This is a genomic window from Nocardia otitidiscaviarum (assembly GCF_007362295.1).
In the GTDB taxonomy this organism is placed as follows: Bacteria; Actinomycetota; Actinomycetes; order Mycobacteriales; family Mycobacteriaceae; genus Nocardia; species Nocardia otitidiscaviarum.
In genome coordinates this window covers 2,656,142-2,668,986 of sequence record NZ_CP041695.1, presented here as the reverse complement: position 1 = coordinate 2,668,986, position 12,845 = coordinate 2,656,142, and the positions used below count along the sequence as shown (strand labels likewise).

Genomic DNA, 12,845 nt, shown 5'->3' with positions numbered 1-12,845 from the left:
AACGACCGACCGTGCGGAGTACGACCGACCGGAAGAGGTGAGCGCGTGCGCTGTGTGATCTTCGGGGCGACCGGATACATCGGCGGCCGACTGGTGCCGGAGCTGCTGAGCCGGGGCCACAGCGTGCGGCTGCTGGTCCGCAGTCCGGAGAAGCTCGCCGAGGTGCCGTGGCGGGATCGGGTGGAGGTGCTCACCGGTGATGTCACCGATGCCGAGGCGGTGGACGGCGCGCTCGCGGGTCAGGACGTCCTCTACTACCTGATCCATTCGCTCAGCCGCACCGATTTCGAGGAGGTGGATCGGCGCGCCGCCGAACTCGCCGCGGCCGGGGCGGGCCGGGCCGGGCTGCGGCGCATCGTCTATCTCGGCGGCATCACCCCGGATGGTCAGCGGCTGTCGCGGCATCTGCGCTCGCGCGCCGAGGTCGGCGATATTCTGCTGGCCGGGTCGACGCCGGCGCTGGTGCTGCGCGCCGGGGTGATCATCGGATCGGGTTCGGCCAGTTTCGAGATGCTGCGGTATCTGACCGAGCGGCTGCCGGTTATGGTGACCCCGCGCTGGGCCCGCAACCGCATCCAACCCATCGCGGTCCGCGATGTTCTGCACTATCTGGTGGCCGCCGCCGAGCTGCCGGTCTCGGTGTCGGGCGCGTTCGATATCGGCGGTCCCGATGTGCTGACCTACGTGGACATGATGCACGGCTACGCTGCCGTCGCCGGACTCACGCGGCGGGTCATCGTGCCGGTACCGGTGTTGACGCCGTGGCTGTCGGCGCAGTGGGTGAATCTGGTGACCCCGGTCCCCCGCTCCATCGCCGTCCCGCTGATGGAGTCGCTGATCAATGACGTGGTGTGCCGTGACACCGCCATCGACGAGCACATTCCGCCGCCGCCGGAGGGCCCGACCGGCTATCGCCGTGCCGTCGAACTGGCGCTGGCCCGCATCAAGGATCTCGACGTGCCCACCCGCTGGTCGGATGCCGGTGCGCCGTCCGATCCGCTGCCCACCGATCCGGAGTGGTCCGGCGGCACCGTCTACACGGATGTGCGCGAACTCGCCACCACCGCCGACCCCGACGGTGTCTGGGCGGTGATCGAGGCGATCGGCGGGGAGAACGGGTGGTATTCGTTCCCGCTGGCGTGGTCGCTGCGCGGCTGGATCGACCGGCTCGCGGGCGGGGTGGGGCTGCGGCGCGGCCGTCGCGATCCGCACCGGCTGCGCCCCGGCGAGGCCCTGGACTGGTGGCGGGTCGAGCACATCGAGCGTCCGCGGCTGCTGCGACTGCGCGCCGAGATGCGGGTGCCCGGGCGCGCCTGGCTGGAGCTGTCGGTCGCACCGGGGGCCGACGGCGGTGCGGTGTACCGGCAGCGCGCCGTCTTCGAACCGCACGGATTCGCCGGACAGCTCTACTGGCAGTCCATCGCCCCGTTCCACGCGGTGATCTTCGGCGGCATGGCCCGCAATATCACCGGGACCGCCGAGCGCGCACCGGTGGCGTGACCGGCCCCGCTGACGAGAACCCTTGTCCGCCAGCCGTTCCCGTCGACGGGCTTCGGTCGGCGGGGTTCGGTCAGCGGGATGCGCTCACAGGTTCCCGACGGTGTGTTCGAGCCGCTGCACCACCAGTTCCCGCGCCTTCTCCCGCAGCGCCGGGCGGTAGCCGCTCGGGTACACCGGATCGCCGGGCTCGTAGGTCTTCAGGATCTCCTTGGCGAGGGTGATCTTGTGGACCTCGGTGGGCCCGTCCGCGATGGCCATGACCTGGGCGTAGTTCATCATGTCCACGAACGGCAGATCGGTGCTGACGCCGATGGCGCCGTGCAGGTGCATGGCGCGCTGGGCGATATCGTGCATGACCTTGGGCATGGCCACCTTGATGGCCGCGATATCGTGGCGGACCTTGCGGTAGTCCTGCTCCTTGTCGATCCGCCAGGCGGTGCGCAGCACCAGCAGCCGGAACTGCTCCATCTCGATCCAGGCTTCGGCGATCTTCTCCTGCGTCATCTGCAGACCGCCGAGCACACCCTTGCGCATGGGCCGGGAGACGGCGCGCTCGCACATCATGTCGAAGGCCTTGCGCACCATGGCGACCGTGCGCATGGCGTGGTGCACGCGACCGCCGCCGAGGCGGGTCTGGGCCACGATGAAGCCGAGTCCCTCGGTCCCGAGCAGCGCGTCGGCGGGCACCCGCACATCGGTGAAACGCAGATGCCCCTCGTTCTCGCTGAATCCGGGCACCGTGAAGTTCTTCACGATCTCCAGGCCGGGGGCGTCGGCGGGGACGATGAACATGGACAGCCGCCGGTGCGGTTCGGCGTCCGGATCGGTGACCACCATGACGATGTGGAAGGTGGCGAATTCGGCGGCGGAGTTGAACCACTTCTCGCCGTTGATGACCCAGTGGTCGCCGTCGCGCACCGCGCGCGTCTTGAAGGCCGTCGGATCGGAGCCGCCGGTGGGTTCGGTCATCACATAGCAGGAGCCGATCTCACCGTCGAGCAACGGTTGCAGATACCTGGCCTTCTGCTCCGGGGTGCCGAAATGGGCGAGGATTTCGGCATTGCCGGAATCCGGTGCCTGGCAGCCGAAGACCAGCGGTGCCCACTTGGAGGTGCCGATGACCTCGTTGAGCAGGGCCAGTTTGAGCTGGCCGTAGCCGGGGCCGCCGAGTTCCGGGCCGAGATGGCAGGCCCACAGGCCCTGCGCTTTCACCTTCTCCTGCAACGGTTTCATCAGCGCCCGGATCTCGGGGTTGGTGCGGTCGTAGGGTTCCGGGTACAGCAGGTCGAGCGGCTCGACCTCGTTCCGCACGAAATCGGCCACCCAGTCCAGCTTCCGCTGGTATTCCGGGTCGGTCTCGAAATCCCAAGCCATGGTCAGCCTTTCACTTGTTTCCGGCCGGTGCCGCGACACCGTCGAGGATGGTGGTGGTGAGAATGTCGGCGATCTCGTCGGGGGTGCGCGCGCCGTCGGGGCGGTACCAGCGGCTGACCATGTTCAACATGGCCACCACACTGTTGGTGACGACGTGGTCGTTGGTGCCCAGCGCTCCGGCGCGGTGGCCCTCGTCGAAGACCCGCTGCCAGCAGCCCTGAATGGCCTCGCGCAATTGCTGCAGGTCGGCCTCGCGTTCGGGGGTGAGCGCCCCGGCGTCGCGCAGCGCGATGGTCACCTCGTGCTGGTGTTCGATGATCAGGCGGACATGGTCGCGAATCAGGGTGCGCAGCTTGTCGATCGGTGCGGCGTCGCGCTCGGCGACGGCCGCGGCGGCGTCCAGCATGAGCTGGGTGTAGTTGCGCCGGATCTGGAAGAGCAGTTCTTCCTTGGATCCGATGTGGTAATACAGTGCGCCGCGCTGGATCCCGGCCCGGTCGCCGATCTCGCCGACGCCGGTGGCATGGAATCCCTTCTCCGCGAACAGTTCCATGGCCGCGCGCATGATCCGCTCCCGGGTCTCCCCCGGGCTCGCCGCCGAGGCGGGTGGCCGTCCGCGCCGCCGGGCCGGTGCCGCGGTCATCGCCAGCCGCCGTCCAGGGCCAGGGTCGCCCCGGTGCAGAAGGCCGACGCGTCGGAGGCGAAGAACAGTGCGGCCCCGACGATATCGGCCGGGACGCCGATCCGCCCGAGCGCGTTGTGCTGGGCGAGGTGATCGCGCATCTCCTGCGGCCACGCCTTGGCGATATCGGTGTCGAAGGCCCCGCAGCGAATGGTGTTGACCCGCACCGCCGGGCCGTAGGTCTGCGCCAGCCCGCCGGTGAGCGCCTCCAGTCCGGCCTTGGCGGCCGCGTAGGGCACCGCGAGGGGTTCGGGTTTCGCGGCCTCGATGGAGGAGATATTGATGATCGAGCCGCCGCCCGCGGCCGCCATGCGCGGACCGATGCGGGCCGACAACCGGAACGCACCCTTGAGGTTGGTGGCGATCACCTTGTCGAACATGGCCTCGGTGACCCGGTCCAGACTCGGGTACAGCAGGGACATGCCCGCGTTGTTGACCAGCACGTCCACCCTGTCGAATTCCGCGTACACGGCGTCGACCAGGGCGTCGCACTGCTCCCAGACGCCGACATTGCAGGCCACCGGCAGCGCCCGGACACCGTACTTCGCGCGCACCTCGGCGGCCAGGGCCGCGCAGGCGTCGAGTTTGCGGCTGGCGATCACCACGTGGGCCCCGGCGTCGGCGAAGGCGTGCACCATCTCGCGACCCAGCCCGCGGCTGCCGCCGGTGACCACAACGACCTTCTCCGACAAGGACTTTCCCATGCACCCACACCTTCGTGTCCGGGAACGGCAGAAATGTTCCGATCAGTACATTAAATGTACCGCCCGATACAATCAAGACCGGTGACCCATCCGGAAGTGCAGGCCGCCGCCGCCCGCCACATACCCGCGAGTAACATGACGGGCGTACTTTTTCCACCCGGCTTCTCGAAATGAGGCATTAGATGACAGAGCGGATTCAGGTCGGCGGGCTCCAGGTTGCCAAGGTGCTCCACGATTTCGTGGAGAACGAGGCCCTTCCCGGCACCGGCGTAGATTCCGCCGCGTTCTGGTCGGGTGCCGAGGCCGTCATCAACGACCTCGCTCCCCGTAACCGTGCTCTGCTCACCGAACGCGACGACATCCAGGCCAAGATCGACGAGTGGCACCGTGCTCACCCCGGCACCGGCTACGACAAGGCTGCCTACAAGCAGTTCCTCACCGAGATCGGCTACCTGCGTCCCGAACCGGCCGATTTCCAGATCGGCACCGAGAACGTGGACGCCGAAATCGCCACCACCGCGGGCCCGCAGCTCGTGGTGCCGGTGATGAACGCCCGCTTCGCCATCAACGCGGCGAACGCGCGCTGGGGCTCGCTGTATGACGCCCTGTACGGCACCGACGCCATCTCCGAGGAGAACGGCGCGGAGAAGGGCACCGGCTACAACAAGGTCCGCGGTGACAAGGTCATCGAATGGGCCCGCAACTTCCTCGACGACGCGGTGCCGCTGATCACCGGCTCGCACGTCGGCTCCACCAAGTACTCGATCGAAGACGGTGAGCTCGTCGTCGGGCTGGAGGACGGCACCGACATCGGCTTGGCCGACCCCTCGGCGCTGGTCGGGTACCTGGGTGATCCGGCGAACCCGACCTCGGTGCTGCTGAAGCACCACGGCCTGCACATCGAGATCCAGATCGACCCGTCCTCGCCAATCGGCTCCACCGACACCGCCGGTGTCAAGGATGTGGTGCTGGAGTCCGCGGTCACCACCATCATGGACTTCGAGGACTCGGTCGCCGCGGTGGACGCCGAGGACAAGGTCCTCTGCTACCACAACTGGCTGGGCCTGATGAAGGGTGATCTGGCCGAAGAGGTCAGCAAGGGCGGCAAGTCCTTCACCCGCACCATGAACCCCGACCGGGTCTACACCGCCCTCGACGGCTCGGAGCTGGTGCTGCACGGCCGCTCGCTGCTGTTCGTGCGCAATGTCGGCCACCTCATGACCTCCGACGCCATCCTCGACGCCGACGGCAACGAGGTGCCCGAGGGCATCATGGACGGCCTGCTCACCGTGCTGATCGCCAAGCACGCGCTCAATGGCGACACCAAGCTGAAGAACACCCGGACCGGCTCCATCTACATCGTGAAGCCGAAGATGCACGGCCCCGACGAGGTCGCGTTCACCAACGAGCTGTTCGGCCGGATCGAGGAGGTGGTGGGTCTGCCCGCCAACACCCTCAAGGTCGGCATCATGGACGAGGAGCGGCGCACCACGGTGAACCTGAAGGCGTGCATCCACGCCGCCAAGGACCGCGTGGTCTTCATCAACACCGGCTTCCTCGACCGCACCGGCGACGAGATCCACACCTCCATGGAGGCCGGGCCCATGGTCCGCAAGGCCGAGATGAAGGGCCAGCAGTGGATCCTGTCCTACGAGGACTTCAATGTCGACACCGGTATCGCCACCGGCCTGCCCGGTAAGGCGCAGATCGGCAAGGGCATGTGGGCCATGCCGGACCTGATGGCGGACATGCTGGTCCAGAAGGTCGGCCACCCCAAGGCCGGTGCGAACACCGCCTGGGTGCCCTCGCCCACCGCCGCCACCCTGCACGCCACCCACTACCACCTGGTGGACGTGTTCAAGCGGCAGGCCGAGATCGCCAAGGGCGGTGCGCGCGCCAGCGTCGATCAGATCCTGGAGATCCCCCTCGCCGCCGACACCAACTGGTCGGCCGAGGAGAAGCAGCAGGAACTCGACAACAACTCCCAGGGCATCCTCGGCTACGTGGTCCGCTGGATCGACCAGGGCGTCGGCTGCTCCAAGGTGCCCGACATCAAGGACGTCGGCCTGATGGAGGACCGCGCCACCCTGCGCATCTCCTCCCAGCTGGTGGCCAACTGGCTGCGCCACGGAGTGGTGTCCGAGGACGAGGTCATCGCCTCCCTCGAACGCATGGCCCCGGTCGTCGACCGCCAGAACGCCGGTGATCCGAGCTACCGCCCGATGGCCCCGGACTTCGCCTCCAGCATCGCCTTCCAGGCCGCCAAGGAACTCGTGCTCGAGGGCACCGAGCAGCCCAACGGCTACACCGAGCCCATCCTGCACCGCCGCCGCCGCGAGGCCAAGGAGTACAACGCCAAGTTCGGCGCGTAATCGCGGACAATCCGCGCGCATCCCCCTGGTCGATCTCGGTCGACCGGGGGGATTCGTGTCTCCGGAGTGGGTAGGCTGCGCGGCGTCAGTCGTTCCCCAGCAGAGGAAAGCTCCATGGGCAGTACCGTTCTCGATGTCGTCAATCTGATCATCGCCCGCGTGAACGCGGCCTGGTGGTGGGCCTCCAGCGGCTCTTCCGGCCCGATGCCGCTCTAGCGGGTCCGCTCCTATGCCTCGGGCGGCCGCGAGCGTGCGTTCGGCGGTCGTCCGAGCCGGCGGATTCGCGGGGGAACCGCGGTGCGCGAGAATATCCGGCGTGCCGCGGCACCGGCCGCTAGGCTGCGAGGTACCCGTACCGGCGAGCTATCCGACCAGGAAAGACACCGCATATGGCCGATGAAGGCCGCACCCTCTCCGCTGATGCCGGCGACAACCGGGTCGAGCGGTCCGAGAGTTGCCCGGCCGTCCGGCCGACGCCCGATCCGGAGCAGATGCGCCGCCTGGCGGCGCTGTTGCGGGGTGTCGCCGCGGGCGATCGGGACGCCTTCACCGCCTTCTACCGCTCGACTCACGACCGCGTGTACGGTCTGGCGCTGCGGATTCTGCGTCGTCCCCCGGCCGCCGAGGAGGTCACCCAGGAGGTGTACCTGTACGTGTGGAACTCTGCCGACCAGTACGATAAGCGGCTGGCCAGTCCGATCGGCTGGCTCATGATGCTCACCCATCGGCGCGCGGTGGATCGCGCCCGTACCGAATACTCCCGGGGACACCGCGATTTCGCTTACGGTCAGCGGCATCTGGGCCGAGATCACGATATCGTCGCCGAGACGGTGACACAGCGCTCCGAGGAGCGCGCCGTGCTCGACTGCCTGGCCACCCTCACCGATATCCAGCGGGAAACGGTGGCGCTCGCCTACTACGGCGGCCGGACCTATCCGGAGGTGGCCGATGATCTCGGTATCCCGTTGTCCACGGTGAAGACTCGCATTCGTGACGGATTGCGCCGACTGCGCAGCTGTTTGACAGGATCGGTGACCGATGCCTGACCACTCACCCGACACCGATCTGCTCGACCTCGCCTACCCGTACGCACTCGACGCGCTCTCCGACGACGAGCGCGCGGCGGTGGAGGAGCGGGTGCGTACCGCCGACGCCGCGGCGGCGACCGCCTTCCGCGACTCCGTGCGCGATATCCGCGAGACCCTCGCGGCGCTCACCGTGGTCGACAGGCATCCCGCGCCCGACCACGTCGAGGCGTCCGTCCAAGCCGCCCTGGACCGCCAGTTGGCGGCCACCGCACCGGCGACCCGGACCTGGCCGGTGCGCTGGCTGGCCGCCGCGGCGGTGCTGATCCTCGCGATCGGGGTCGGCACGTTCCTGGCGATCGACCGTGCGCAGCAGCGGGATTCGGGCGCGGTGACCGCGCAGCGGGTGCTCGCCGAGCCGGATGCGCGGCAAACGCGCGCCCCGGTCACCGGCGGCGGCGATATCGTCGTCACCACCTCGGCACGCTTGGACGCCGCCGCCGTGTCCTTCGACGCGGTGCCCGCCGCGCCGCCGAACCACACCTATCAGCTGTGGCTCATCCCCGAGGGCGGCCAACCCGTCTCGGCCGGTGTGCTCGACGACCTCCCCGCCTCGGACGATCCGGCGGTGGTACCGCTGGACCACGCCGACCTGCTCGCGCTCTCGGTGGAGCCCACCGGCGGCTCGGACCAACCAACCACCGACCCGGTGGTCGCGGTCCCCCTCGACTGACCGACCCGCGCGGCCGACCGACCCGCCCGGCCAACCAACCAGCGCGATCAACCGACCCGCGCGGCCGACCGACCCGCCCGGCCAACCAACCAGCGCGATCAACCAACCCGTGCGACCGCCCCACCCATCCGGCCTACACACCCACCCGGCCGACCGACCTGCACTGTCGACCTCCCGCCTGACCGAACCGGTCAGTTCACTGCGCGGACCGATCCGCCTGTGCCGCGGATACTTTCGTCAGGCGAGCGCTACGGTGGCGGTCGCCCCGCCGAAGACCCGGCGGCCGTCGTGGGTGGCGGTGAGGGCGATGGTGGCGGTCCGGGTCGCGGTGTCGATCTCGCTGACCCGGCCGCCGAGTTCGATTTCCCCGGTCGTGCCGGGCAGCACCCGCACCGGGGTGGACAGCCGGACCCGGTAGCGGCGCAGGGCGGTCGGATCGCCGGTCCACGCGGTGAGGTAGCCCGCGCCCAGACTCATGGTGAGCATGCCGTGCGCGAGGACGCCGGGACCCATGCCGACCGCCTCGGCGCTGGCGGGATGCCAGTGGATCGGGTTGGGATCCCCGGCCACTCCGGCGTAGCGCACCAGATCGCCCAGGGTGAGCCGGTAGACGCGGGACGGCAGCCGGTCACCGACCGCCACCGCGGCCAGGTCGCGGCCGCCGGTCACCGGCCGGGGCGCGGGGTGGACGGGCGAGACCGCCTCGACCTCGTCGAAGGCGGGCGGTTCGGCGTCGAGCAGGCCGTGGTGCAGGACGTTCTCGCCGATCGCGGCGAATCGCTCGTCCGGCCCGCCGTCCGCCCGCGCCACCAGTCCGGTGGTCGCGGTCAGCACGGCGCCGCCGTGCGCGTCGGTGACCTCGTTGCCCACCACCATGAGGTCCCCGCCGAATGCCTTGCGGCGCGACAGCAGTCCGATGTGGCTGGTGAGCCGGTCGCCGACCAGGATGGGCCGATGGAAGTCGAAGGTCTGCTCGGTCTGCACCGTGGAGGTGAGGTCGCAGTCGGTGAGCAACTGCCCCAGGGCCGCCTGCACCCTGCCGCCGAGCAGAGCCGCGAAGGTGGGCGGGGCGGGCAGTGTCGCGCAGCCGTAGCCGGCGGCCACGTCCTCGTGCAGGTGGGCCGGATGATCGTTCTGGACCGCGCGGGCGAATTCGCGCACCTGCTCGCGACCGACCTCGTAGTGGTCGCGCAACCGGTAGGTGCGCCCGACCAGCGTGTGCGGATCGGCGAGGGTGGCATCTAGCACGGACTTCTCCTCCAGGACCGGGAATGAGTTACCAACTAGTCGGTACCCGCTGGGCCGCCGGATTGCCCTCGGCACGCTGGTGTGATCTACAACACATTCGCCTGCTCGGCGTTCGCGCGCGGGTGCTCGGGCAGTGGCACTCGCCTCGTTGCGAATCCGTAATCGGTTTCGGTGAAACAAATCCGGCCACTCCACCGTTGTAGAGGTACGGCGGGGGTGGAGATCCGCACGACAAAATCCGCACGACAAAATCCTCACGACAACGGCAGGTCCGTTGTGCCACCATGAGTTTCGACGATCATCCCGACCGAGCGGTCGGCGACCCAGGGAAGGAGGAGGCGGCTTTGCATCCGGAGTACTCGCAGCACGGCAGTGATATGGACAAGCTCGAACGGCTGGGCCGGAATATCGGCCGCCTCGCCGCGCGGGCCTGACCCGCCGCTTCCTCTCGTCCCCTCCTTCCTTTTCACGAAACATGGTGACACCCATGCTGTTCCGTCACGCCGACGACCCGCCGGCGATAACCGTCGACAACTGGATACACACGGGAGTGCTGCTCCTCAACGCCTCCTACGAGACGCTGACCGAGATCCGCGCCGAGCGCGCCGTGGTGCTGCTCATCAGCGGTGCCGCCGAGACGGTGGTGGATCGGGACCCGCACTTCCCCATTCGCTCGAAAAGCCTGGAGCTGGCACTGCCGGAGACCATCCGACTGCGGCGCTACGTCTACCTCGAGCACAGCGTGACGGTCACCGACGGCAGCCGGGCCACCCTGCCCGCCGTGCTGCGGCGCGACGCCTACCGCTGCGGGTACTGCGCCGGATGGGCCCGCACCGTCGACCACATCCGGCCCCGCAGCCGAGGCGGCCCCAACACCTGGGACAACCTCATCGCCGCCTGCGGACGGTGCAACACCTACAAGGCGGACCGGACTCCCGAGGAGGCCGGCATGCGCCTGCTGTGGGAGCCCCGCGCTCCCCAGGACATGGCGAAGAAGCAGCGGCGGATCTGGAAGGAACTGGCCGCATCGTAAACCACGTGATCGGACATGAAAGGAGCGAGATCCGATGACGAAAACAGCAGTTCGGGAGCTGAGCCTGGCGGATCTGCTCCCCATCTCCGACTCGAAGGACTACTGGGCCCGCGCGGCCTGCAAGGGCGACCCGAACCACGACGCCTGGTTCCCCTACCCCTCGCAGGACTTCGACTACGCGCGCACCATCTGCGCGGCCTGCCCCATCCGGCGCGAATGCGGTGACTTCGCCGCCAGCACCGGGCAGTCCGGCGTCTGGGGCGGGCACGAGTACGACCGCGGCACACTGATCCGCGATTGACTCGCCCCGAGGCCGCCGTCGTGCCCCGCACGACGGCGGCCTCCTCGCGTACCCGCCGATTCGTGTCTCGGGCCGGTTCCGGGCAAGATGGTGACCCGTGATCGCCTCGCCTCCGCCCCGGTGCCGTCGCAAACCCCGCCTGACCTGCGAGGCGAATTTCGCGTGAACATAGACTGACGATCGTGGGAACTCATCGCGCCCGAGGCCGGTCACGTGGGGTCAGCAAAGGTCCGGTCATCGCTCTGGTGGCGGTGGTGGTGCTGGCGGTGGCGGTGGTCGGCTGGAGCTGGCTGGCCGAACGGGCCAAGGATCGGGATGCGGCGGCGGCCGCCGCCTGCGCCGAGGGCACCACCACGCTGCATGTCACCGTCGATCCGGATATCGCGGAACCGGTGCGGGCGGCGGCGCAACGCTACAACGCCACCAACCCCCGGGTGCGTGATCACTGCGCGCAGGTCGAGGTGACCGCGCGGGCATCGGCTGCCGTGGTCGCCGCGTTCACCGCCGACGCACCGTGGAATCCGGAGCTGGGGCCGCAGCCCGCACTGTGGATTCCGGATTCGTCGCGTTCGGTGGCGCTCATGCGGGTGCCCGGACTGGTGGAGGGCACGCCCGCGCCGGTCGCGGTGAGCCCGATCGCGCTGGCCGTCCCCGACCAGCTCCGGCGGGCACTGGAGGCGGCCCAGACCACCTGGGCGGATCTGCCCGGACTGCAACAGGGTTCGCTCGCCGAGGTGGGGCTGGGCGGCTGGGGCGGACTGCGGCTGGCCATGCCACCGGGTGACGACAGTCTGGCCGCCGCGCTCGCGGTCGGATCGGGGGTGTCGGGCTCGGATCCGCTCACCGCGGAGGCCGCGTCCTCCGGTCAGGTGACCTCGGCGATCTCGCGGCTCGCGGCGGGTGCGCCCGAGGCGACCGATCTCGGCCGCGCCCTGCTGGATGCGGCCGGCGCCGACGATCTGCCCGCGGCGACCGTGCACGCGGTCACCGCCACCGAGCAGCGCATCAAGGCCAATCGCGGCCTGACCGCCTTCCGCCCGCTGGGCGCGACCCCGGTGGCCGACTACCCGGCGGCGCTGCTCACCGGCGACTGGGTGGACCAGACCCAGAATCTGGTGGCGGGCCTGTTCGCCGACTATCTGCGCGCACCCGAACAGGCGAAGCTGTTCACCGACAACGGTTTCGGCGCCGCACCGCCCGCCGGGCCGCCGGTGCCGGAACAGGCGGTGCTGCTCCGCGTCCAGGAGGTGCTGGCGAATCCGGTGCTGGGGGTGAGCGCCACCGCACTGGTGGACGTGTCGTCCTCGATGGCCACCACCGAAGGGGCGGCCACCCGCCTGGCCAACACCCTCGCCGCCCTGCAATCGGTGATGAACGTGATGCCGCCCGATTTCGGGCTGGGCGTCTGGACCTTCGGCAAGAACCTGGACGGGAACCAGCCCTACCGGGTGGTCTCGCGGACCGCTCCGCTCACCGACGCGCATCGGGCCGAACTGGTGCGGGAGCTGTCCGATATCTCGGCGACCAGCACCCAACCCGACCGCGCCTATCCCACCCTGGAGGCGGCCTACCGCGACGCCGTCGCGAATTACGCGCCGGGACGGACCAATTCGATCCTGCTCGTCACCGACGGCCCCGACGACGACTCCCCCGTCACCGGCGACCAACTGCTGGCGACTATCGCCGCCCTCGCCGATCCGGCCCGCCCGGTGCGGATCGACGTCATCGCGATCGGCGGCCAGGGCCCGCAAACCCTGCGCACCCTCACCGAGCAAACCAATGGCACCTTCACCCAGGTGCCCACCACCGACGAGCTGGCCTTCGGCAGTGCCATGAATCAGGCCCTGACCACCCCCTGATCAACTCCTTCGGC

At 69.3% G+C, this 12,845-nt stretch carries 12 protein-coding genes; 8 read left to right on the top strand and 4 right to left on the bottom strand.

Translation table 11 applies throughout. The features are described from left to right. Positions 1-45: 45 nt before the first annotated feature. On the top strand, positions 46-1,500 hold the full coding sequence (locus FOH10_RS11650; RefSeq protein WP_143980716.1) for an SDR family oxidoreductase: 1,455 nt from the start codon (positions 46-48) through the stop codon (positions 1,498-1,500). Between the two features lie 84 nt (positions 1,501-1,584). Here the strand turns inward: FOH10_RS11650 and FOH10_RS11645 are convergent, their stop codons facing one another. The 3 genes from FOH10_RS11645 to FOH10_RS11635 are packed head-to-tail and all read right to left on the bottom strand — an operon-like array spanning position 1,585 to position 4,260. Continuing rightward, positions 1,585-2,874 carry an acyl-CoA dehydrogenase family protein gene (locus tag FOH10_RS11645; RefSeq protein WP_143980715.1) on the bottom strand — a complete coding sequence of 430 codons (1,290 nt, stop codon included), beginning with the start codon at positions 2,872-2,874 and terminating at the stop codon, positions 1,585-1,587. A gap of 10 nt (positions 2,875-2,884) precedes the next feature. Beyond that, positions 2,885-3,517 carry a TetR/AcrR family transcriptional regulator gene (locus FOH10_RS11640; RefSeq protein WP_143980714.1) on the bottom strand — a complete coding sequence of 211 codons (633 nt, stop codon included), beginning with the start codon at positions 3,515-3,517 and terminating at the stop codon, positions 2,885-2,887. Beyond that, complete coding sequence (locus tag FOH10_RS11635; protein WP_143980713.1) at positions 3,514-4,260, bottom strand: SDR family NAD(P)-dependent oxidoreductase; 747 nt, start codon at positions 4,258-4,260, stop codon at positions 3,514-3,516. The genes FOH10_RS11640 and FOH10_RS11635 overlap by 4 nt, the downstream gene beginning before the upstream one ends. A 182-nt stretch (positions 4,261-4,442) precedes the next feature. On the opposite strand from FOH10_RS11635, the gene FOH10_RS11630 reads away from it, so the two are divergent. The 3 genes from FOH10_RS11630 to FOH10_RS11620 all read left to right on the top strand — a co-directional run bounded on the left by FOH10_RS11630 (position 4,443) and on the right by FOH10_RS11620 (position 8,390). Further along, complete coding sequence (locus tag FOH10_RS11630) at positions 4,443-6,632, top strand: malate synthase G (protein WP_143980712.1); 2,190 nt, start codon at positions 4,443-4,445, stop codon at positions 6,630-6,632. A gap of 389 nt (positions 6,633-7,021) precedes the next feature. Next, the gene (gene sigK, locus FOH10_RS11625; RefSeq protein WP_143980711.1) at positions 7,022-7,678 is read left to right on the top strand and encodes an ECF RNA polymerase sigma factor SigK; all 657 of its coding nucleotides are present in this window, start codon (positions 7,022-7,024) and stop codon (positions 7,676-7,678) included. Further along, positions 7,671-8,390, top strand: coding sequence for an anti-sigma factor (locus tag FOH10_RS11620; protein ID WP_143980710.1), 720 nt, complete (start codon positions 7,671-7,673; stop codon positions 8,388-8,390). The genes sigK and FOH10_RS11620 overlap by 8 nt, the downstream gene beginning before the upstream one ends. A gap of 237 nt (positions 8,391-8,627) precedes the next feature. Here the strand turns inward: FOH10_RS11620 and FOH10_RS11615 are convergent, their stop codons facing one another. Beyond that, positions 8,628-9,638: a fused (3R)-hydroxyacyl-ACP dehydratase subunits HadA/HadB gene (locus FOH10_RS11615; RefSeq protein ID WP_186000799.1), complete on the bottom strand. Its 1,011-nt coding sequence runs from the start codon at positions 9,636-9,638 to the stop codon at positions 8,628-8,630. A 284-nt stretch (positions 9,639-9,922) separates the two neighbouring features. On the opposite strand from FOH10_RS11615, the gene FOH10_RS34785 reads away from it, so the two are divergent. The 4 genes from FOH10_RS34785 (at position 9,923) to FOH10_RS11600 (ending at position 12,831) form a co-directional block, all read left to right on the top strand. Next, on the top strand, positions 9,923-10,072 hold the full coding sequence (locus FOH10_RS34785; RefSeq protein WP_158453179.1) for a hypothetical protein: 150 nt from the start codon (positions 9,923-9,925) through the stop codon (positions 10,070-10,072). Positions 10,073-10,125: 53 nt separating this feature from the next. After that, the gene (locus FOH10_RS11610) at positions 10,126-10,671 is read left to right on the top strand and encodes an HNH endonuclease (RefSeq protein WP_244961898.1); all 546 of its coding nucleotides are present in this window, start codon (positions 10,126-10,128) and stop codon (positions 10,669-10,671) included. 34 nt (positions 10,672-10,705) lie between these two features. Beyond that, on the top strand, positions 10,706-10,972 hold the full coding sequence (locus FOH10_RS11605; protein ID WP_039813340.1) for a WhiB family transcriptional regulator: 267 nt from the start codon (positions 10,706-10,708) through the stop codon (positions 10,970-10,972). A gap of 182 nt (positions 10,973-11,154) precedes the next feature. Then, a complete protein-coding gene (locus FOH10_RS11600) occupies positions 11,155-12,831 on the top strand; it encodes a VWA domain-containing protein (RefSeq protein WP_186000798.1) in 1,677 nt (558 codons plus the stop codon). The last annotated feature ends 14 nt before the right edge of the window (positions 12,832-12,845 follow it).

Bases quoted from the DNA above. Each gene is read 5' to 3' on its own strand.
- FOH10_RS11645 (WP_143980715.1), bottom strand. From the start codon at position 2,874: ATGGCTTGGGATTTCGAGACCGACCCGGAATACCAGCGGAAGCTGGAC.
- FOH10_RS11620 (WP_143980710.1), top strand. From the start codon at position 7,671: ATGCCTGACCACTCACCCGACACCGATCTGCTCGACCTCGCCTACCCG.
- FOH10_RS34785 (WP_158453179.1), top strand. From the start codon at position 9,923: ATGAGTTTCGACGATCATCCCGACCGAGCGGTCGGCGACCCAGGGAAG.
- FOH10_RS11635 (WP_143980713.1), bottom strand. From the start codon at position 4,260: ATGGGAAAGTCCTTGTCGGAGAAGGTCGTTGTGGTCACCGGCGGCAGC.
- FOH10_RS11640 (WP_143980714.1), bottom strand. From the start codon at position 3,517: ATGACCGCGGCACCGGCCCGGCGGCGCGGACGGCCACCCGCCTCGGCG.
- sigK (WP_143980711.1), top strand. From the start codon at position 7,022: ATGGCCGATGAAGGCCGCACCCTCTCCGCTGATGCCGGCGACAACCGG.
- FOH10_RS11610 (WP_244961898.1), top strand. From the start codon at position 10,126: ATGCTGTTCCGTCACGCCGACGACCCGCCGGCGATAACCGTCGACAAC.
- FOH10_RS11630 (WP_143980712.1), top strand. From the start codon at position 4,443: ATGACAGAGCGGATTCAGGTCGGCGGGCTCCAGGTTGCCAAGGTGCTC.
- FOH10_RS11605 (WP_039813340.1), top strand. From the start codon at position 10,706: ATGACGAAAACAGCAGTTCGGGAGCTGAGCCTGGCGGATCTGCTCCCC.